This window comes from Propioniciclava flava, assembly GCF_004126535.1.
In the GTDB taxonomy this organism is placed as follows: Bacteria; Actinomycetota; Actinomycetes; order Propionibacteriales; family Propionibacteriaceae; genus Propioniciclava; species Propioniciclava flava.
On sequence record NZ_PPCV01000008.1, the window covers coordinates 35,097 to 53,792 of the forward strand.

At 69.2% G+C, this 18,696-nt stretch carries 19 protein-coding genes; 8 read left to right on the forward strand and 11 right to left on the reverse strand.

What is annotated here, in order from left to right; translation table 11 throughout:
- Position 1 precedes the first annotated feature (1 nt).
- On the reverse strand, positions 2-541 hold the full coding sequence (locus C1706_RS11400; RefSeq protein ID WP_129459372.1) for a hypothetical protein: 540 nt from the start codon (positions 539-541) through the stop codon (positions 2-4).
- Between the two features lie 585 nt (positions 542-1,126).
- Between C1706_RS11400 and trxB the strand changes: the two genes are divergently transcribed.
- The gene (gene trxB, locus C1706_RS11405) at positions 1,127-2,104 is read left to right on the forward strand and encodes a thioredoxin-disulfide reductase (RefSeq protein WP_129459373.1); all 978 of its coding nucleotides are present in this window, start codon (positions 1,127-1,129) and stop codon (positions 2,102-2,104) included.
- Between the two features lie 193 nt (positions 2,105-2,297).
- Positions 2,298-3,044: a HEAT repeat domain-containing protein gene (locus C1706_RS11410; protein WP_129459374.1), complete on the forward strand. Its 747-nt coding sequence runs from the start codon at positions 2,298-2,300 to the stop codon at positions 3,042-3,044.
- A 75-nt stretch (positions 3,045-3,119) separates the two neighbouring features.
- On the opposite strand, the gene C1706_RS11415 is transcribed toward C1706_RS11410, so the two are convergent.
- A complete protein-coding gene (locus tag C1706_RS11415; RefSeq protein ID WP_129459375.1) occupies positions 3,120-4,223 on the reverse strand; it encodes a MerR family transcriptional regulator in 1,104 nt (367 codons plus the stop codon).
- Positions 4,224-4,403: 180 nt separating this feature from the next.
- Here C1706_RS11415 and trxA point away from each other — a divergent pair, with 180 nt between their 5' ends.
- Entirely contained in the window at positions 4,404-4,727 is a 324-nt protein-coding gene (trxA, locus tag C1706_RS11420) for a thioredoxin (protein ID WP_180316864.1), read from the forward strand.
- Between the two features lie 104 nt (positions 4,728-4,831).
- On the opposite strand, the gene C1706_RS11425 is transcribed toward trxA, so the two are convergent.
- Complete coding sequence (locus C1706_RS11425) at positions 4,832-5,110, reverse strand: hypothetical protein (protein WP_129459376.1); 279 nt, start codon at positions 5,108-5,110, stop codon at positions 4,832-4,834.
- A 25-nt stretch (positions 5,111-5,135) separates the two neighbouring features.
- Entirely contained in the window at positions 5,136-5,540 is a 405-nt protein-coding gene (locus C1706_RS11430) for a hypothetical protein (protein WP_129459377.1), read from the reverse strand.
- A 92-nt stretch (positions 5,541-5,632) separates the two neighbouring features.
- Between C1706_RS11430 and C1706_RS11435 the strand changes: the two genes are divergently transcribed.
- Both C1706_RS11435 and C1706_RS11440 read left to right on the forward strand, forming a co-directional pair.
- On the forward strand, positions 5,633-6,334 hold the full coding sequence (locus C1706_RS11435) for a hypothetical protein (RefSeq protein ID WP_164987535.1): 702 nt from the start codon (positions 5,633-5,635) through the stop codon (positions 6,332-6,334).
- Positions 6,331-7,350, forward strand: coding sequence for a hypothetical protein (locus tag C1706_RS11440; RefSeq protein WP_129459379.1), 1,020 nt, complete (start codon positions 6,331-6,333; stop codon positions 7,348-7,350). The genes C1706_RS11435 and C1706_RS11440 overlap by 4 nt, the downstream gene beginning before the upstream one ends.
- A gap of 93 nt (positions 7,351-7,443) precedes the next feature.
- Here C1706_RS11440 and C1706_RS11445 read toward each other — a convergent pair whose 3' ends face one another.
- A complete protein-coding gene (locus tag C1706_RS11445; RefSeq protein ID WP_129459380.1) occupies positions 7,444-8,721 on the reverse strand; it encodes a TIGR04053 family radical SAM/SPASM domain-containing protein in 1,278 nt (425 codons plus the stop codon).
- A gap of 56 nt (positions 8,722-8,777) precedes the next feature.
- Here C1706_RS11445 and C1706_RS11450 point away from each other — a divergent pair, with 56 nt between their 5' ends.
- Positions 8,778-9,503, forward strand: a complete 726-nt coding sequence (locus C1706_RS11450) for a M15 family metallopeptidase (protein ID WP_129459381.1) — start codon at positions 8,778-8,780, stop codon at positions 9,501-9,503.
- A gap of 3 nt (positions 9,504-9,506) precedes the next feature.
- Positions 9,507-10,439, forward strand: coding sequence for a cytidylate kinase family protein (locus tag C1706_RS11455; RefSeq protein ID WP_129459382.1), 933 nt, complete (start codon positions 9,507-9,509; stop codon positions 10,437-10,439).
- 30 nt (positions 10,440-10,469) lie between these two features.
- Here C1706_RS11455 and C1706_RS11460 read toward each other — a convergent pair whose 3' ends face one another.
- Positions 10,470-11,669: an amino acid aminotransferase gene (locus tag C1706_RS11460; RefSeq protein ID WP_129459383.1), complete on the reverse strand. Its 1,200-nt coding sequence runs from the start codon at positions 11,667-11,669 to the stop codon at positions 10,470-10,472.
- A gap of 127 nt (positions 11,670-11,796) precedes the next feature.
- On the opposite strand from C1706_RS11460, the gene C1706_RS11465 reads away from it, so the two are divergent.
- A complete protein-coding gene (locus C1706_RS11465; RefSeq protein WP_129459384.1) occupies positions 11,797-12,462 on the forward strand; it encodes an NUDIX hydrolase in 666 nt (221 codons plus the stop codon).
- Between the two features lie 29 nt (positions 12,463-12,491).
- On the opposite strand, the gene C1706_RS11470 is transcribed toward C1706_RS11465, so the two are convergent.
- From C1706_RS11470 to C1706_RS11490, 5 genes are all read right to left on the reverse strand, one after another.
- The gene (locus C1706_RS11470) at positions 12,492-13,523 is read right to left on the reverse strand and encodes a lactonase family protein (RefSeq protein WP_164987536.1); all 1,032 of its coding nucleotides are present in this window, start codon (positions 13,521-13,523) and stop codon (positions 12,492-12,494) included.
- Between the two features lie 45 nt (positions 13,524-13,568).
- Positions 13,569-14,513, reverse strand: coding sequence for a ribose-phosphate diphosphokinase (locus C1706_RS11475; protein ID WP_129459386.1), 945 nt, complete (start codon positions 14,511-14,513; stop codon positions 13,569-13,571).
- Positions 14,514-14,573: 60 nt separating this feature from the next.
- Complete coding sequence (locus C1706_RS11480; protein WP_241653553.1) at positions 14,574-16,532, reverse strand: DEAD/DEAH box helicase; 1,959 nt, start codon at positions 16,530-16,532, stop codon at positions 14,574-14,576.
- A gap of 66 nt (positions 16,533-16,598) precedes the next feature.
- Positions 16,599-17,066, reverse strand: coding sequence for a hypothetical protein (locus C1706_RS11485; RefSeq protein ID WP_129459387.1), 468 nt, complete (start codon positions 17,064-17,066; stop codon positions 16,599-16,601).
- A gap of 5 nt (positions 17,067-17,071) precedes the next feature.
- Complete coding sequence (locus tag C1706_RS11490; protein WP_129459388.1) at positions 17,072-18,610, reverse strand: peptide MFS transporter; 1,539 nt, start codon at positions 18,608-18,610, stop codon at positions 17,072-17,074.
- Positions 18,611-18,696 lie beyond the last annotated feature (86 nt).

Consider the following 18,696-nt stretch of genomic DNA (forward strand, 5'->3'; position numbering starts at 1 on the left):
CTTAGGCGACGGCGTCCGCGAGCGCTTCGCTGAACTGGGCCAGTCCCTCCAGGTTGGAGTTGTCCAGCGTGGCCGCCTCCAAGAGCCCGTAGCGAGGCGTGTCGATGAAGCACTGAACCATGACACCCAGCGACATCGTGCCGCACACCACGGTGCCTTGGCGGCGCTCCGTGGCATCCTTCAAGCTCCCCCTCGCTGTCGCCATGTCTGGCTCGCTGGAGGTCGAGGCCAGGATCATTTGCAGACGGCTCCCGGTGGCGGCCTGATAGACCACGCCGTCCTTGTCTGAGGCCGATGGGAGCACGGTCCACCCGTTGACCTTGGCCGGCGCGACCTGGCCGTCGAAGGGCGTCGCTACCTTGCCGGCTCCGCTGGTGGGCAGCGGGCCCACGGTGGGCTCGTCGGTGGGTGGCGGCGTGCGCGGCACGCTGGGGATCCGTGTCGTCGCAGTGGGCGTCGGAAGGGAACCTCCCCGAGGTGCCATGACGATGAAGAAGATTCCGAGGGCCGCGACGAGCACACCGACGACGACGATGATCACGAGCGCGGCGTTTCCTCCGCCCCGGCGCGGGGGTGGAGGCGGAGGCCATGAGCCGCCCGGCACGGGCCCCGTGGCGGGCGCGCCCGGCCCCGACCACGCCTGGCCTCCTGGCGTCCACCCCTGGCTGGCCTGCGGTTGACCGCCGGGCGGCTGCTGGCCCCACGGCTGACCGCCCTGGGGCCGCCCCTGGCCTGATTCGGGTTGCCCCCAGGCGGGAGGTTGCTGGCCAGGCCAGCCTCCGGATGCACCATTGCCCTGCTGCGGGGAGGGCTGCTGCGGGGCAGGCGGCTGCTGCGGCGGCTGCCCACCCTTGGGGGGACGGCGTGGGGCGTTGCCAGTACTGCTGGTCGCTCATCGGTGCTCTCCTGACCGCCGGACGGGGAGCGCGAGGCGTGCGCTCATCAACGGGCTGACGTGGGGTGGCGGGACGCGGGCGTCCAGACGGGCTGACTGTATCGGCTCGGCTCCCTCAGCGGGGAGTGCCCAACCACCCCGCGTGGTCGCAGGGAATGCCCCCAGGCCTCGCGTGGTTGTAGGGGTGAGGCCGCTAATCTGGCCGCACCACCCAGTTTGAGGAACACAGTCATGAGCGACGTCCGCGAAGTCATCATCATCGGCTCCGGCCCTACCGGCTACACCGCAGCGGTCTACACCGCGCGCGCCAACCTGGCCCCACTGCTGTTCACCGGGGCCGTCGAGGCTGGCGGTGCGCTGATGAACACGACCGAGGTCGAGAACTTCCCCGGCTTCCCCGAGGGCATCATGGGCCCCGACCTGATGATGAACATGCGCGCACAGGCGGAGCGCTTCGGCGCCGAACTCGTCGAAGAGGATGTCGTCGAGGTGGATCTGACCGGCCCGATCAAGGTCGTCAAGGACGCCAATGGCGATGAGTACCGCGCGAAGGCCGTCATCTTGGCGATGGGGTCGGGGTACCGCCGCCTCGGCGTCCCGGGTGAGGACCGGCTGTCTGGCAAGGGCGTCTCGTGGTGCGCGACCTGCGACGGTTTCTTCTTCCGCAACAAGGGCATCGCGGTGATCGGTGGCGGCGACTCCGCCGTCGAGGAGGCCACGTTCCTGAGCCGGTTCGGTGAGACGGTCACCATGATCGTCCGCCGCGACGCGTTGCGCGCCAGCAAGATCATGGCCGCCCGCGCCGAAGCCGACCCGAAGATCTCGATCGTGTGGGATTCCGTGGTGGAGACCATCAACGGCGACAACACGGTCAGCTCGATCACCGTGCGCAACGTGAAGACCGACGAGACGACCGAACTCCCCGTGCAGGGCGTGTTCGTCGCCATCGGGCACGATCCGCGCTCGGCGCTGGTTCGTGGCCAGGTCGATCTGGACGACGCCGGCTACGTGCTCGTCAAGCCGGGTTCGCAGGAGACCAACTTGCCGGGCGTGTTCGCCGCGGGTGACCTGGTCGATCACACGTACCGGCAGGCGATCACTGCGGCGGGCACCGGCTGCGCCGCCGCTTTGGACGCCGAGCGTTACCTGGCCTCGTTGGGCGACGTCACCGCCGCCGAGGGCCTGGCCGCCGCGCTGGCGAACCTCTGATCCCCCGCATCTGCGGCCGCGGACGCCCCCACCGGAGATTCCGGCGGGGGCGTCTCCGCGTCCCACCCATCGGCTGGGGCATCTCCGCGTCCGAGGAGTCGGCACCCACGCAGGCCAACGCCGCTCCGACAAGGCCATTTGACCTTGACGTCGCGTCAATCCTTATGGTTCAGGCTTAGGAGGTCACATCATCATGACGAACACCATTGATCAACTCATCACCCAGCTCTCCGACATCGACGGCACCAACCGTCGGCATGCGGCGCTCGCGCTGGGCCGCGAGCAGGATCCCAGCGGCACCACCGCGTCCGCGCTGGTGGAGCGCCTGGCGACCGAAGCCGACTCCTGCGTCCGCGAGGACCTCACCTGGGCGACCGTGCAGCACATCGTCACGGCGCTGCCGCAGGTGCTGGGGATGCTGACCGCTGACGAGGCGGACACGCGCCGCACCGGCGCCCACGTCCTGAGCAAGGTCGGCGATCCCGCGCACTTCGAGGCGCTGGCCCCGCTGGTCGCCGACGAGCACGCCGATGTCGCGATCAAGGCCTACCGGGCCGTCGCGAACACCGGCCGCCCCGAGGCCCTCACGGTGCTGGCGAGCAGGCTCGGCGACGGTGACGCCCTCCAGCGTGACGCGCTGACCGGCGCGTTCGCGCGCTTCGGTGAGGCGGCCGTCCCCGCCCTGATCGAGGCGCTGGGCTCCCCGGAGCGCGACGTGCGCGAGCACGCCGCCGACGCCCTGGGCCACCTCGGCGCCGACGCGATCACCGCGACGGACGCCCTGGCTGGGCTGGCGTCCGACCCGGATGCCGATGTGCGCCTGGCCGCCGTCGCCGCCTTGGGTCAGTTCGGCCCCGACGCCGCACCCGCCCTGGAGGGGTTCCGCTCGGATGCCGACCCGCGCATCACGGTTACCGTGACGAGGCTGGTCCGGGCCTGATTCACGAGCCCGCCATCGCGACCGACGGTCCCGCGTCCTGAGCTAGGACGCGGGGCCGTCGCCGTGCGGTCACCTCTACTCGCGAGGACCAGAGCCCTCGGCCCTCGGTGCGGTCCGTGCCAGGAGCGTGGTGGCCACAGCACCGCTACGTCCCCCCAGAAGCGTTGCCGCACCGAACGCATCCATGATCGGGGTGGTGGCGGGCAGGGACGCCAGTGCCATGAGCGCTGCGACGCGCACCTCTTCGTCGTCGTCACGGGTGGCCGCGATCAGGGCGTCGGCCGCGCGCGGGTCTTCCAGCAGGCCCAGCGCTTCGGCGGCGTCCGCGCGGGTGGCGGATCCGGGGGCGCCAAGGGCCGCAACGACGGGCGAGAATGCGTCCGCACCGAGCCCGCCCACGGCTGTTACCGTCGCGCCCCGCTGAGAAGCCGAGCCACGCCCGAGCACCGCCGCCAGCGCCGCGGACGCCCTCGCACCACCGAGTTGCCCCAGCGCGTGGGCCGCCTTCGCGGCGACCTCCGGCACGGGATCCTCCAGCAGGGACGCCAGCGCGTCCACGGCCCGCGGGTCGCGCAACTTGCCCAGGGCGTGCGTCATCTGCGTCCGGACGCCGGGGTCCGGGTCCGCCAGGTGCGCCACGAGTGCAGACAAGGCCGTTTCGCCGCGCCGCACCAAGGCCCACGTGGCCGCTTCGCGGACGCCGGGCTCGGGGTCACCGCGCAACAGGTCGATGAGGTCGTCGGTGGTGATCGCGTCGGGGAACTCCAGTGCCGCTCGGAACCGCACGACTCCGTCGGGGTGCCGGACGCGTTCGCTCAGTTCGACGGCGGCCAGCACGTCGTCCCAGTCGTCGTGCGAGGCCGCCTGCAAGGCATGAAGGCGCTGCAGGAGCGCCTGCTCGGCGGCGATCCGCTCTTCCACGGCCTCGATGTGCTCCCGCAGCGTGGTCTGGGGGTCGAGGCCGTCCGTCAGCGCTGCAGCGATCTCGGTGAGCCCGAGGCCCAGCGACTTGAGGTGCTGGATGGCCAGGAGGCGGCGCACATCGTCGAGGGTGTATTGCCGGTAGTCACCGCCGCTGCGTCCGCTGGGGATCAGCAGGCCGAGCGCGTCATAGTGCCGCAGCGTCCGCGTCGTGAGCCCCGTCCGGCGGGCGACCTCGCCGATCTGCATCCACTCCATGCCAGGAGCCTAATCGCGGCGCCCCGCCACGCCACCCCCTGCGACGCCGAGATCACGCCCGCTCGGCACCGCTCGCCCGGGAAGAACGGCGTCAGTGCGGGCGTTTAGGATGTGACCGAACCGATCGATCAGAGCGCGCGCTCCCCGTGGGGGCGCGGCACCACACAAGGAGTGAGAATCATGGGCGCTGTCCCCGCCGTCACCGACGCCTCGTTCGATCAGGACGTGCTGAAGTCCTCCAAGCCCGTCCTGGTGGACTACTGGGCCGACTGGTGCACCCCCTGCAAGCAGATCGCGCCGATCATCGAAGAGTTGGCCGCCGAGCACGGCGACAAGATCACCTTCGTGAAGCTCGACACCAACGACAACACTGCCGTCCCCACGCAGTACGGGATCATGAGCATCCCGACGCTGCAGTTGTTCGTCGACGGCCAGGTCGCCACGCAGATCGTGGGGGCGCGTTCCAAGGGCGCCATCCTCAAGGCGCTGGACGCCTACCTCTGAGCGCTCCGCCCATCACAGTTCGCGATGGCCGCCCCTATAGGGGGCGGCCATCGTCCTTCCCACCGAAAGACGCGCGGGTCTGCATCCTGATCCGCGCCCCCGCATCATGCGGCTGGCGGGACGCTGCGGAAGGCTGGCGTGCTCCGCACCTCGCCGCCCACACCGCACCCGAGCACATCGACGTGCTGCTGGGTTGCGGGCAACTGCAAGGTGTCGACACCGCCCGCAAGAATGGCCGTCGCCCACATTCCGGCCGTCACCGTGTCGGGGGCCAGGACGCTGAACTGGCGCAGCGTCCCGGCCGAACCGTCCACTGTGGGGCGCAGGGAGAGGGTCGCACCCTGCCCGTGCCACGGCGCCCTCACCGTGACGAGCGCTCGCATCCCGCCACGGTGGCCCAGAGGCGCCTCACCGTTGCCTTCTCCGGGTGAGGAGTCCGCTTGCTTCCTCGAACGCCAGAAACCGTGCCAGCCCCGCCAGATCGAGACGACCGTCCCGACGCCGGGGCGTCCACGCGTTGCGCGTCCGGAAGCGCCAGGCGGTGGCCAGGTCGTAGACGGCTCGAAACTCCGGTGAGGCGTCCCGGGCCGACAGTGCCCCACAAGCCACCCGCTGCGCCTCCCCGCCACGGCGCCACGGGCTGAAGCGCTGGTCGGCGTCCTGAAAGACGCCCCTGATCGCGGCCTCCACCGTCGGCGCGACAGCGGCGGGAGTGGTGAGCGTCACCACGGCGCCCAGGGCAGGAAACCGGAGCCGCGCGAGGTGGTCCTCCCGGGCGGGTCGAAGGACCGCAGCGGTGCTGGTCGGCGTCATGGGGCCAGATTCCGCCCGTTTCCTATGGGCACGCTGTGTGTCACCCCAGCTTCCGCTCTGACTGGGCCTGCCCGGGATGAGACGATAGGAGGGTGGTGCCCGATATCTGGGGCGCGCTGGTCGCGTCATGGCAATTGGTCGGTGACGTGCTGTGGCGCGAAGCCGACATCACCGACCGGCTCGGCAGCATCGACTTGTTCTGGTCGTCGGTGGGCGTGGCCGCGCTGGCCTTGCTCTCCATCGGGCTCGGACAAAGCGGCGTGCTCTTCCTCAACCGGGTGCGCGGCCTACGCGCCGTCATCTCCGGCAGCCTCGCCTTAGCCTTGCTCATCGGTTTTCGCCTTCTGGACGCGGTCGTGACGTGGGGCGTCGCCCTCGCGGTCACTCGGCGCCCCCTGCCGTTGGTGACGATCCTCACGGTGTTCCTGCTCTCCTTAGCGCCCCACGTGTTCAACGCCCTCACCTTCGTGCCGTTCGTCGGGCTCGGCTTGGCTCGCGTCCTCGAACTGTGGTCGTTCCTGGTGCTCTTCGTCCTCCTCGCGGCCGCGTACACCCTGCCCGGCTGGTTGGCGCTGCTGATCACAGGCTCGGGCTGGTTGCTGATGCAGGTACTCGCCCGCGTCCTGGCGGCCCCCCTCGGCTGGGTGTCCTCACGGCTGTGGACGCTGGCAACCGGCGAACCCATGATCGTGACGGGCGCCAACATCTTGACCAGCGGCCCGTTCGTTCCGGTGTCGGCCTCCGAACACCCCCTCCCGGGAGCCTCCGCCCCCGCAACAGGAGAGCGCGCATGATCGGGTGGCTCCTCGGCGGCCTGGTCGCCCTGCTGGTGGCGTTCGCTCTCCTCGCACCGCTGGAATCGCTGCGCTGGTGGTCCTCGCAGGGATCCGTCCAAACCCGCCGCACTCTGGCCCTCACCACCAAGCAGCCCTCCACGCCACCCGCCACCACCGACGCCCCAGGCGCCAGCCCCCAGCCGGAGCGCTACGTGGTGTATCTGTCCGGGATCGGCGTCGTCGACGGCGAAGGCATCTCGCTGCGGGAGCAGGCCGTGTGGCATCGCGTGCAGAAAGACCTGCCGCAGGTGCGCGTCATCGCCGAAGTGTTCCCCTACGCGGCCAACGACCGCAGCCTCCTGCAACGAGCCACCTCAGGGATGTGGACGTGGCTCGACAAGCGCCGCTACCGCCACCGCGAAAGCGTCGCGCCCTACCTCATCAACCTGCGCAACGTGCTCCAGGTACTCGTCTCCGCCGATCCTCGCTACGGGCCGACGTTCAACGCGGGCTTGTCCTTGGCGATCTGGGACGCCCTGCGCGAGCACGGCTACGTTCCGGGCAGCGGCGTCCCGGTGACGTTGGTCGGTTTCAGTGGCGGCGGTCAGATGGCCGTCGGGGCGGCATCCTTGCTGTCGCTGCTGGGCGTCCCGGTCAGCGCCGTCTCCATCGGGGGCGTGTTCGGGGCCGACCCCGGCTTCGATCACCTGCAGCACTTCTGGGACATTCGCGGCGGCCGGGATCGCCTTCGGCTGTTGGGGCCGCTCGTGTTCCCCGGACGCTGGCCGTTCACGCCAAGCTCGCCGTGGCATCGCGCCATGAAGGACGGCCGCGTCACCATTTATGACGGCGGGCCCGTCGTCCATGAGGGGCGCAACAGCTATTTCGAAGGACGCCGCGTCGGCAGCGACGGCGTCATGCCAGCGGACCGCCTCGTCGGGATCCTCGACACGATCCTCGGCTCTCCCGTCCCGCAGACACCGTTACCGCCTCCCTGCGATCGGACGCCCCCGCGTCACGCCACCCGCCGCTAGGCCGCACGGCCCGGCCCTCCCGCAGACGCGGGCCTGGATGCACAATCCGTCATGCGCGACGCGGACTCGCCCGCTCCGTCGGGACGGACGGCGTCAGGGTTGGAGCGGGTGCAACGGCAGTACCGTGCGCGGTGCCGGGCTGGGGATCAGCGGCTCTCGCTTGGGCACGTGCGCGCAGAACGGCTCTTCGGCGAGGTAGTCCCCCGTCATGGCGTAGGCGCGCGCCCGGGAACCGCCGCAGGCGTCCCGGTAGCCGCACACCCCGCACTTGCCCTTGAGTTGCGTGCGATCGCGTAGCGCCTGGAACACCGGCGAGTTGCGGTAGATCTCGATGATGTCGTCGTCGCGGATGTTGCCCGCCGCCACCGGAAGGAAGCCGGAGGGGTAGACGTCCCCGACGTGGGAGATGAACACGAACCCGTCGCCGTCGTTGACGTTGCGGGCACGCCCGATGCCATCGGATTGCGAGTAGTGCATGCCCCGCGTCATGACCTCGCTGACGTCCTCGTCGGCGCCCTCGCGGACCTCGGCGCGCTTGCGCTGCATGACGACACGGGAGTACTGCGGCGCCGCCGTGGCCTTGATGTCGAAGGGGGCCGTCTTGGACAGGTCGTAGAGCTGGTGGAACACCGACTCGAACTCGTCAGCCGACGCCACATCCTCGGCTTTCGCCCGGCCCATCGGCACCAGGAAGAACACCTCCCAGAACACGACACCGAGCGTGGTCATCAGTTCGGTCATGGCGTGCATGTCGTCGATGTTGGCCTTGCGGATCACCGTGTTGACCTGAGTGGACAGGCCAACCTCCTGGGCTTCGCGCAGGATCCGCAGCCCATGATCGAAAGAGCCCTTGACTTGGCGGAACTCGTCGTGGATCGCGGCATTCGAGCCGTCCAGGGAAATCGCCACACGGGTCAGGCCGACGTCACGCAACTGGATCAGCAGTTCTTTGGTGGCCAACGATGTGGTGGCCGGCGTGATGCCCATCCGCATGCCCAGGTTGGCGCCGTACTCGACGAGTTCGACGATGTCGGGACGCTTGAAGCAGTCACCGCCGGAGAACACGAACACGATGGGGCCGAACTCGCGCAGCCGCTTCATCATCGCCTTGGCTTCAGCGGTGGTCAGTTCGCGGTCGTCACGCAGCGGCTGAGCGCTGGCACGGCAGTGCTTGCAGGCCAGGTCGCAGGCTTGCGTGGTCTCCCAGATGGCGATGAAGGGGGCCGAGTCGAAGTCGAGGTGGCGCCGCGACGGCGCCGAATGGGGGTGGCCGCCCGGATGCCCGCCGGGGTGACCACCGCGAGCCCCGGGGTGACCCCCCGGGTGGCCTGGTCGAGCGGCGTCCGCGGGGCGATCAACGAGGTCGGTCATAACCATGACATTACTACGACGCTCGGTAGTAAACGGGGCGCCCATAGACTTGCCCGGTGAAACGGCGAGCATTCCTGGCGGCCGGGGGTGTGATGCTGCTCACGGGCTGTAGCAGCACCCTCCACCCCGCCAGCACCCCCGATGCGACGGCCACCGATCCCGTCGACAGCCCCTCCGATCCGCCCGCGTCCCCCACGCCCACCCCCGCAGCGCCACCCCCCGACGAACGCACCGGGGACGGCCTCGACACGCCGTACGCCGTGGACGGGATCGTCGTCGTCAGCCCCGCCCACCGAGTCTCCGCGGCCTACGTACCTCCCTGGGCGCAGCGCCCCGACGGCATCCATCCGGACGCGGCAGCCGGCTTCGCCGCGTTGGTTGCTGCCGCCCAGGCGGACGGGCTCGCGCTCAGTCTCCGCTCCGGCTATCGCACCTACGCCGACCAGCGGGCCAGCTTCGAGCGGGCACTGCGCACCTACCCCGAGGAGACCGCGCGACGTTACTACGCCGAACCGGGTGCCTCCGAACACCAAACAGGGCTGGCGCTCGACGCCTGGGACGGCACCAATCGGGGCTCCGCCTTCGCTCAAACACCCCAAGCAGCGTGGCTGGCCACGCACGCCACGACGCACGGCTTCATCGTCCGCTATCCCCTCGGCAAGACCGCGATCACGGGCTACGCCTGGGAGTCCTGGCATCTGCGGTGGGTGGGCACCGAGGTAAGCGCGGCGTTCACGTCCGACCCGTCGTTGACGTTGGAAGAGTTCCTCGGGTTAGCCTGAGGCATGGACGTCGACCGCCTCCTCAGCGACACCTCCCAGCGTCTTCGCGCCCGCAACGAACGCATGACGCCCGTGCGGCGGGCGGTGGTGCTGTGCCTGGCCGAGAGCGCTGAACCGCTCCCGCTGTCCGTCATCGTCGCCGACGCGACCGCCGCAGATCCGGGGCTGTCAGCCGAGGGGGTCGCGCATGCCGTGTCCATGTTCGTCGACATGGGGATCGTGAGCCGCCACGGCGACGGCGACGCCGCCCAGTACACCCTTCACCCGGCCGCCTGCGCCGGGGCCGGGAGCCCGCAGCAGCTACTCGACGTCCCCCTGGTGACGATCTTCGAGGAGTACGGGGCCGGCGCGGAGGCCATCGGCCAGCAGGTCGCAGACCGCCTCGGTATCCCGTTCATCGGCCAGTCGATCAGTTCGGAGACGTTCGAGGCGGCTGCTCAGCGCGATGCCGTGGAGGCGAACTTCTTCGAACGGTTCCTTCGTTCGTTCACCCCGATGCCGACCGATGCCGACCTGGTGTGGGATCTGGCCTCCCGAACCGATCACGAGATCGTCACCGAGAACACCGAGTCGCTGCTGTGGCTGGCCGCCGAGGGTGCCGTCATCGTCGGGCGCAACGCCACGAAGATCCTGCAGCGCGAGCCGCAGGCCCTGCACGTGAAACTCACCGGTCCGGTGGAGTCGCGGGTCGCCTACGCGTCCGCCACCACAGGGATCTCGCTGGAGCAGGCCCGCCGACGCCAGGAGCGCGAGGATCGCGTCCGCGCGGATCTGGCACGGCGCCTGTACCGCTGGGATCCCACGCAATCAGGGCTGTTCGACCTCACCGTCAACACAGCCTCCTTCACCGACGCCCACGCCGCCGACCTGATCGTGGCCGCCTTCCGCAACGCCGTCGAGGATTTCCCCCACGCGCCAAGGACCCCGCAGGCCTGAAGCCCGCGGGGTCCCTGTGCGTGCGGTGGTTCAGTCCTTCAGGACAGCCGCGATCGACTCGCTCACATAAGCGATGTTGCCCTCGTTCAGGGCGGCGACACAGATCCGGCCCGTGTCGGTGCCGTACACCGCGTACTCGGAGCGCAACCGCTGCATCTGTTCCTTGGTCAGGCCAGAGAAGCTGAACATGCCGACCTGATCGGTGATGTACTCCCGCCCCTGCACACCCGCAGCGACCAGGCCCTCCACCAGTGCGGTGCGCATCTGCTTGATGCGATCCCGCATCTGACCAAGTTCCTCGACCCACTGGGCACGCAGTTCGGGATCCCCCAGCACCGTCTCCACGATGGCGGCACCGTGCGTGGGCGGGTTGGAGTAGTTGGTGCGGATCACGATCTTGAGTTGCGACAGGACGCGGGCGGCCTCGGCGGCGTCCGCACACACCACCGACAGCGCCCCGACCCGCTCCCCGTACAGCGAGAAGCTCTTGCTGAACGAGGTGGACACCAGGAACGAGCCGACGCGCTCGGCGAAGGCGCGCACGACGGCGCCGTCCTCCTCGATGCCTTGCGCGAACCCCTGATAGGCCATGTCGAGGAATGCGGTCAGGTGGCCGTCGACGACAGCGTCGATGACGCGCTGCCAGTCGGCCGGGGCGAGGTCGTAGCCCGTCGGGTTATGGCAGCAGGCGTGCAGCACGACGATGGTGCCCGGCGCCGCCGCCCGCAGATCGGCAATCATGCCGTCCACGTCGACGCCCTTGGTTTGCGCGTCGTAGTAGCGGTACTTCTCCACGGTGAACCCGGCGCGGGTGAACAGCGCCTGATGGTTCTCCCAACTCGGGTTCGAGATGAGCACCTTCGCCTCCGGGGAGACCTGGCGCAGCAGATCGGCGCCCAGCTTCAGCGCACCCGTCCCGCCGAGGGCCTGCGCGGTGATGACCCGCCCGGCCGCCAGCAGCGGCGAACCCGCCCCGAACACCAGTTCCTTGACCTCGGTGTCGTAGGTGGGCAGACCATCAATGGCCTGGTAGCCCTTCGCCGTCGGCGTGGCCACCATCCGCTGCTCGGCCGCCTCCACGCAGCGCAGGAGGGGGAGCTTGCCGTTGGCGTCCTGGTAGACCCCCACGCCCAAGTTCACCTTGCGCGGGTTGGTATCGGCCTTGAACTGCTCGGTCAGCCCGAGGATGGCATCCGGCGGGGCCTGCTCCACCCCAGAGAACAGCGACATGGGAAATCCACCTTTCCGTTTGACCCAGACTATCGGCCACCTCCACCGTGACCCCAGCAGTAACCACGCGCAAGGGGTGAGCGGGCTAGTGTGGACCGAGCCAGCCCCCGTTCACAGCAAGGACGCCATGGACCGCCCACCGACCTCGAACGTCTCGGTCGACGCCTTGACCCTGCGCTTCAACCCCGCGACGCGCGACGTCGAGTTCGCCGTCGTCCGTCGCGTGACGCAGCCCTATGCCGGACGCCTCGCCCTCCCCGGCGTGACGCTGTGGGAAGGCGAACGCCTCGCCGACGCCGCGGTGCGCGCCGTCACACGCAAGCTGGGGTTGTCGTTGCGCGATCAAGGCCAGCTCACCGTGTTCGACGAACCGGCGCGCGACCCGCGCGGGGCGACCCTGTCGGCGCTGCTGTGGGCCGTCGCCGAGGACGGTGACGCCACCCCCGGCGTCGAGTGGCACTCCTTCGACGATGTGCCCCCGCTCGCGTTCGACCACAATCAGATGATCACCGTTGGCCGCCCCCTGCTGGTGGACCGACTGTGGCGCAATGAGGCGTTCACGCGTGCCCTCACCGGCCCGGCGTTCCCGGTGTCGACGGCCGTCGCGATCACCCAGTCCCTCGTCGGGTCGGCGCCCGACCGCGGGAATCTCAACCGCCGCCTTGCCGCGATCACCGGTTTGCGGGTCAGCGATCGCAAAGTCGTGCTCGGGCGCGGACGCCCCGGTTCGCTGTGGGAATGGCACGACGCCCTCCCCACACCCGGCACGCCTTCACTACCCTCCCAGGAGTGACCCTCGGATCGTCCGCGCCCACCGCAGAGTCAGGCGCGGAAGAACCGCACCCAGTTGGGCCCCTCGCCCGTGGCGAGTTCCTGGCCCACCTGGAGTGAACCGTCCGCCCCAACAGCAACCACGGCGACGCCGTCTGCGGCCTCACCGGCGATGACCGCCAGGTCGCCGTCGGGCGATACGGCAAAACCGCGAGGCTGCTTCGGGGTGGGGGCATAGGCCAGCACCTGCCCCAGGACGCCGTCCGCGCCCAGTTCGACGCTGGCCACGGTGCTGGCGGTGCGCTCGGTCGCCACCAGCAGCGATCCCCCGCGGGCGACGTGGAGGTCAGCTCCCCAGATGAGGTGCTCGGCGGCCGGATCGGCCCCGAACCGGCTGTGGGCCAGGCCCGCGGCCGGGTCGGCGATCACGACGGACTCGCGGGCGCTGAGCGTCCCGTCCTCAGCGCGCGCATAGCGCATCACCTCGCCGGAGAACTCGGTGACGAGGTACGCCGACGTCGCATCGTCGGACACGACGAGGTGCCGTGGCCCCGAGCCCTGCGGAGCAGCCGCCGTGGACGGCGTGAGCGCACGCAGGCCAGCGTCGGCGTCCAGGGCGTACTGAGCGATCAGGTCCGCCCCCAGGGAGACGAAGTAGGCGTTCAGCCCGGCCGGATCCGTGACGACGCAGTGCACGTTGGGGAACTCGACGCGTCCGGTCGCAGCGCCCAGCGTCCCCTCGCTGATCGGCCACACCGCACCCCAGCCGCCGTGATAGGACGCCCCCAACAAGGCGGTTCCGCCCCTGGTGAGGCTCAGGTAGGCGAGCTTGTCGGGCAGGTCGGTGCGGGCGATCTCGTTGAGAGCACCGGTCGCCGGTTCGAGCGTGAGCGTCAGAATCGCCGGACGGGGCGCGCTGGTGGCGGCGTACACCAGGCGGCGCTCCTGGTCGACGGCGAAGGTGCCGCACCCCTGGCCCACGAACGTGGTCTGCACCGGGGTGAGCTCGCCCTCGGCCAGCCGCAGCACGCTGATGGTGCCGCCTTGAGAGTTGCCGACCAGGACCAGGGACGCGTTCGTCATGGTCCCCATCGTAGGAGGAGGCGCGCCCCGCTCAGGCGCGGTGGATCACGGGGCGTTGAACAGGGCGCTGACCGACTCGCCGGTGTGGATGTGGTGGATCGCCTTGGCGAAGGCGGGGGCCACCGTCAAGACGGTCAGCTTCGGATCCCGCTTCTCGTCGGCGATCGGCACCGTGTTCGTGCACACGATCTCGGTGACCGCCGGGATGGCCGCGATCCGCTGCACGGCGCCGTTGGACAGAATGCCGTGCGTGCAGGCGACCTTGACCGACCCGACGCCCTCATCGGCGAGCAGTCGCAGCACCTCCAAGATGGTGGAGCCGTTGGCGATCTCGTCGTCCAGCACGATGACGTCCTTGCCCTTGACGTCGCCGATCATGCTGGTGATGCGCACCTGATCGTTCTCGAATCGCTGCTTGGCGCCCGCCGCGACGGGCGTGCCCAGCATGCGCGAGAACGTGGTGGCCGTCTTGGCGTTACCCAGATCGGGGGACACGACGATCGTGTTGGACAGGTCATCTTGACGGAAGTGCTCGGCCAACTCGTTGAGCGCGTGCAACTGATCGACCGGGACACGGAAGAACGCCTGCACCTGCGGCGAGTGCAGCGTCATCGTCAAGACACGGTCGGCGCCCGAGGACTTCAACAGATCCGCCACCAGACGTCCGCCGATGGAGATGCGCGGGGCGTCCTTCTTGTCGGAACGCGCGTAGGAGTAGTGCGGCATCACCGCCGTGATGCGTCCGGCGGATGCCCCCCGCGCGGCGTCGATCATGAGCAGGAGTTCCATCAGGTTCTCCTGCACCGGCGCGACCAGCGGCTGGACGATGAACACGTCGCGCTGGCGACAGTTCGTGAGCAACTGCGCTTCGAGGCAGTCGTTGGCGAACCGCTGAATCCTCGACGGCTTGAGTTCGACACCAAGTTCGGCACACATCTCAGTGGCGAACTCCACACCGGCGGTACCGGCGAAAACCGCAATCTCGTTCATCGTGTGCGCAATGCTCCCGTGGTCGGAGAAGGTGACTCGCTGACTATAAACCGTGCGCGCTCAGTAGCGCTTCTCGCGGCGCTCGCGGCCACCACGTTCGCGGTCGCCTCGGCCACCACGATCAGACCAGTCGCCGCGCCCCTTGCCCTTGCCGCCCTTGTCATGGCGAGGTCCACCCCGATCCGGACGCAACTCGATGAGCTGACCTGAGATCCGGGTGCGCGCCAGCTTGCGCTGCACTTCATCAGACAAATGCGCCGGAAGGTCGACCAGCGAATGATCCGCGCGAATGTCGATCCGCCCGAAATCTTCCCGCCCCAGCCCGCCTTCGTTCGCGAGCGCACCCACGATCTGCCGCGGCGTGACGTGCTGACGACGCCCGACCGAGATCCGGTAGGTCGCCAGGTTGCTGTCGCCGCCGGAGCGGCGCGGACGGTCACCACCGCGTGCGGGGCGGTCGTCGCGTTCCTCACGCTCCTTGCGCCCGCCGCGGAACTGCTCGGGAGCGAAGTCGGCCTTCGCGTCCAGCAGCAGGGGCTCCTCGCCCTGCATGACGGCGGCCAGCGCCGCGGCCACGTCCACCTCGGGAACGTCGAACTCGTTGACGTAGTGGTTCACCACGTCGCGGAAGAAGTCGATCCGCGTGTCGTTGCCCAGCGCCGCCGTGATCGCCTCGTCGAAGCGGGACAGGCGGGTGGCGTTGATGTCTTCCACGCTGGGCAGCGGCATGGCGGTGAGCGTCTGGCCGGTGACGCGCTCGATGGCGCGCAACTGGTGGCGCTCGCGGGGGGTGACGAACGAGATGGCGTCGCCGCTGCGTCCCGCACGGCCGGTGCGCCCGACGCGGTGCACATAGCTTTCGGTGTCGGTGGGGATGTCGAAGTTCACCACATGGCTGATGCGGTCGACGTCGAGGCCGCGGGCGGCCACATCGGTCGCGACGAGGATGTCGAGCTTGCCGCTCTTGAGCTGCCCGATGGTGCGCTCGCGAGCGGCCTGGGGCAGGTCGCCGTTGATGGCGGCCGCGGACCAGCCGCGTGCCCGCAGCTTCTCGGCGAGCGTTTCCGTCTCGTTCTTGGTGCGGACGAACACGATCATCCCGTCGAAGTCCTCGACCTCAAGGATGCGCGTGAGGGCGTCCATCTTGCGCGGGTAGGAGACGACCGCGTAGCGGTGGGAGACGTTGGTGGCGGTCGCCGTCTTGCCCTTGACCATCACTTCGAGCGGGTCGACCAGGTAGGTGCTGGCCAGCGACCGGATCTGACGGGGCATGGTGGCGGAGAACAACGCCACCTGCTTGTCCGAGGGGGTGTCGGCCAGGATCTTCTCGACGTCCTCAGCGAAGCCCATGTTGAGCATCTCGTCGGCCTCATCGAGCACGAGGAACCGCAACTCCGACAAGTCGAGGGTGCCGCGCTCCAGGTGGTCGATGACGCGTCCAGGGGTGCCCACCACCACGTCGACGCCGCGGGCCAGCGCAGCCAATTGGACGCCGTAGCCCTGGCCGCCGTACACGGGCAGCAGACGCACCTTCAGGTGCGCGGCGTACGTTTCGAACGCCTCACTGACCTGAAGCGCGAGTTCGCGGGTGGGAGCCAGCACGAGCGCCTGCGGGTGCTTGTGCTTGCGTTCGAGCCGCTGCAGGATCGGCAGCGCGAAGGCGGCGGTCTTGCCGGTACCGGTCTGGGCGAGGCCGACGACGTCACGGCCAGCCAGCAGTGCGGGGATCGTTTCGGCCTGGATCGGGGAGGGCTTCTCGTAGCCCAACTCCTTCAGCGCCTTGAGGATCTTCGGCTCTAGGCCGAGAGCAGCGAACCCGTCGTCGGGTACCTCAGGGGCCTCCGCGTCGTGATCGGGCTCCGGCTCCGGCTCCGGCTCGGGAGTGTGCTGCGGCTCCGGTTCGGGAGCGGGTGGCGTCGCAGCATCCGCCTCACCCGCGATGCCGGGATGATCGATCTCGGGCAGGTCGGCAGAGGGCTCGTTCGGCAAGGCGGCATCGGGCGCAGGCTGGTCAGTCACGTGAGAACGGTAGTCGCTGAGGGGTGCTCAGCACGACCCTGCCCCGCCGAAGTGGCTCAGGTTCGCCTAGATGCGTCCGCCCAGAGCCCGCACGACCTCGAGAAACTCGGCGGTCGCGAGCCGCTCGCGAGGGTCCGCCCCCGTGGCCCTGCCCAAGCGGTCGATGTAGTCGTAGCTGAGGACGCCGTGCAGGTCGCCGGTCTCCGGCGTCCACAGCCACAGCGCCCCGCCCGCACCACCCTCCAGCGGCCGAGCGTGCACCTCACTGGCGTGGACGGTGAAGGGGGCGCCTCCCGCATCGTCTGGCCGGAATGTGAGAAGGTCACCGACCACCGTGAGCCGCCCGAAGCCCGCCTGGACGGCCCGCGTCCCCGGACGCCAGAACTGGGCGTCGAAGCTCTGCGGACCCGCCGCAGCAATCTGCTGAGGATGGAGACGGTTGACGCGCGGGAGCCCGCGCCGCGACACAACGATCGCGATCACCGCCGCCAGCGTCACCGCCATGACGACGGCCATCAAGAAGACCAAAGACATCACCGTCAGGCTACGGTACGGGCGCCGTCTGCTGCCCGACGCTTCATCTCCTCAATGTCGGCCATCTTGCGCTGCGTCCACGGCACCAGAGCGAACAGGCCCGCCGCGCACACCAGCGTGACCCCGCCCAGCACGTAGTAGAAGGTCGCATCGCTGAGGTTCGCGGTCGCCTTGATGGTGAGCGCTGCGACGCCCTGACCGGCCGCAGTAGCCAGGAACCACAACGCCATCGCCTGACTGGCGAAGGCCTTCGGCGCCAGCATCGTGGTCGCCGAGAGACCGACCGGGGACAGGAAGAGTTCAGCGATGGTCTGCAGCACGAAGACGAGCGCCAACACGTAGAACGGGGCCAAGGACGTGCCGCCCGGCCAGGTGGCGAACGCGCCGCCCATGGCGAGCGCCGAGATGCCGATGAGCAGCACGGCGAAAGCGAACTTGGCCGCAGTGTTGGGGAAGCGGCCCGCTCGAGCGGTGAAGAACGCACCGATGAGCGGCGCCAAGAGCACGATGCCCAGCGGGTTGATCGACTGGTACAGCGAGGGATCGATGCTGACGGACCCCAGGTCGAGTTGCGTGTTGCTGGCGGCGAAGGTCGCCATCTTCCCGGCGGCCTGTTCGAAGATCATGAAGAACAACATGGCGCCGAACCACAGCGGAATGTACGCCTTGACGTGGCTGCGCTCGTTGGCGGTCACGCGGGGGCTGCGGAGCATGGCCGTGAAGTAGCCCACCGACGCCAGAATCGAGATGGTGGCGACGGTGTCCACGATGGCTGCGGGGAAGTCCCCCTCCAGCATGAGGAACAGGCCGAACAGCAACCCGGCGCCGGCCAGGATGCCCAGGCTGACCCACCCCAGGCGACGCCGCCCCTGCGCCGAGAGCGGAGCGGGAACCTGCGAACCGATCCCGTGCAGTGCCTTGCGGCCGATGAGGAAGGCCGTCAACGCTGCGGCCATGCCGACCGCGGCAGCGGCGAAGCCCGCGTGATAACCCCACTGCGAGCGCAGGAACGCCACCACCAGCGGGGAGAAGAAACTACCCAGGTTGATCGACATGTAGAAGATCTGGAACCCGGCATCGCGTCGGGGATCCTCCTCGTCGTACAGCTCACCCACCATCGTGGACAGGTTGGGCTTGATGAAGCCGGTACCGAGGGCGACCAGGCAAATCCCCAGCCACGCCGTCGGGACGGTCGGCAGCGACAAGCAGATGTGCCCGCTCATGATGATGACGCCGCCCCACAGCGTCGCCCGCCACGGCCCGGTGACCCGGTCGGCAATGAACCCGCCCGGGATGGCCAGCAGGTAGACCGCCGCACCGTAGGTGGCCACGACGGCCTGCCCGGTCGACTCGGGCAACCCGAGCCCACCACGCGAGAAGGTATCGACGAGGAAATACAGGAGAATGGCCCGCATGCCGTAGTAGGAGAACCGCTCCCACATTTCCACCTGGAATAGCCAGCCGAGCCCGGCGGGATGGCCGAAGAACCCTCGATCCTTGGCTGAGTGGGCTGACGAAGGGGTGTCCTGACTGGGCACTGACATGCTGCAATCTCCTAGAGTTCCGACCGTTCCCACCCCGGGGTAGGGGGCGCCTCGACGCGAGGGGAATGGGTCCAACTCCCCCACAT

Bases quoted from the DNA above. Each gene is read 5' to 3' on its own strand.
- trxB (WP_129459373.1), top strand. From the start codon at position 1,127: ATGAGCGACGTCCGCGAAGTCATCATCATCGGCTCCGGCCCTACCGGC.
- C1706_RS11410 (WP_129459374.1), top strand. From the start codon at position 2,298: ATGACGAACACCATTGATCAACTCATCACCCAGCTCTCCGACATCGAC.
- C1706_RS11415 (WP_129459375.1), bottom strand. From the start codon at position 4,223: ATGGAGTGGATGCAGATCGGCGAGGTCGCCCGCCGGACGGGGCTCACG.
- trxA (WP_180316864.1), top strand. From the start codon at position 4,404: ATGGGCGCTGTCCCCGCCGTCACCGACGCCTCGTTCGATCAGGACGTG.
- C1706_RS11425 (WP_129459376.1), bottom strand. From the start codon at position 5,110: ATGCGAGCGCTCGTCACGGTGAGGGCGCCGTGGCACGGGCAGGGTGCG.
- C1706_RS11430 (WP_129459377.1), bottom strand. From the start codon at position 5,540: ATGACGCCGACCAGCACCGCTGCGGTCCTTCGACCCGCCCGGGAGGAC.
- C1706_RS11440 (WP_129459379.1), top strand. From the start codon at position 6,331: ATGATCGGGTGGCTCCTCGGCGGCCTGGTCGCCCTGCTGGTGGCGTTC.
- C1706_RS11445 (WP_129459380.1), bottom strand. From the start codon at position 8,721: ATGACCGACCTCGTTGATCGCCCCGCGGACGCCGCTCGACCAGGCCAC.
- C1706_RS11455 (WP_129459382.1), top strand. From the start codon at position 9,507: ATGGACGTCGACCGCCTCCTCAGCGACACCTCCCAGCGTCTTCGCGCC.
- C1706_RS11460 (WP_129459383.1), bottom strand. From the start codon at position 11,669: ATGTCGCTGTTCTCTGGGGTGGAGCAGGCCCCGCCGGATGCCATCCTC.
- C1706_RS11465 (WP_129459384.1), top strand. From the start codon at position 11,797: ATGGACCGCCCACCGACCTCGAACGTCTCGGTCGACGCCTTGACCCTG.
- C1706_RS11470 (WP_164987536.1), bottom strand. From the start codon at position 13,523: ATGACGAACGCGTCCCTGGTCCTGGTCGGCAACTCTCAAGGCGGCACC.
- C1706_RS11475 (WP_129459386.1), bottom strand. From the start codon at position 14,513: ATGAACGAGATTGCGGTTTTCGCCGGTACCGCCGGTGTGGAGTTCGCC.
- C1706_RS11485 (WP_129459387.1), bottom strand. From the start codon at position 17,066: ATGTCTTTGGTCTTCTTGATGGCCGTCGTCATGGCGGTGACGCTGGCG.
- C1706_RS11490 (WP_129459388.1), bottom strand. From the start codon at position 18,610: ATGTCAGTGCCCAGTCAGGACACCCCTTCGTCAGCCCACTCAGCCAAG.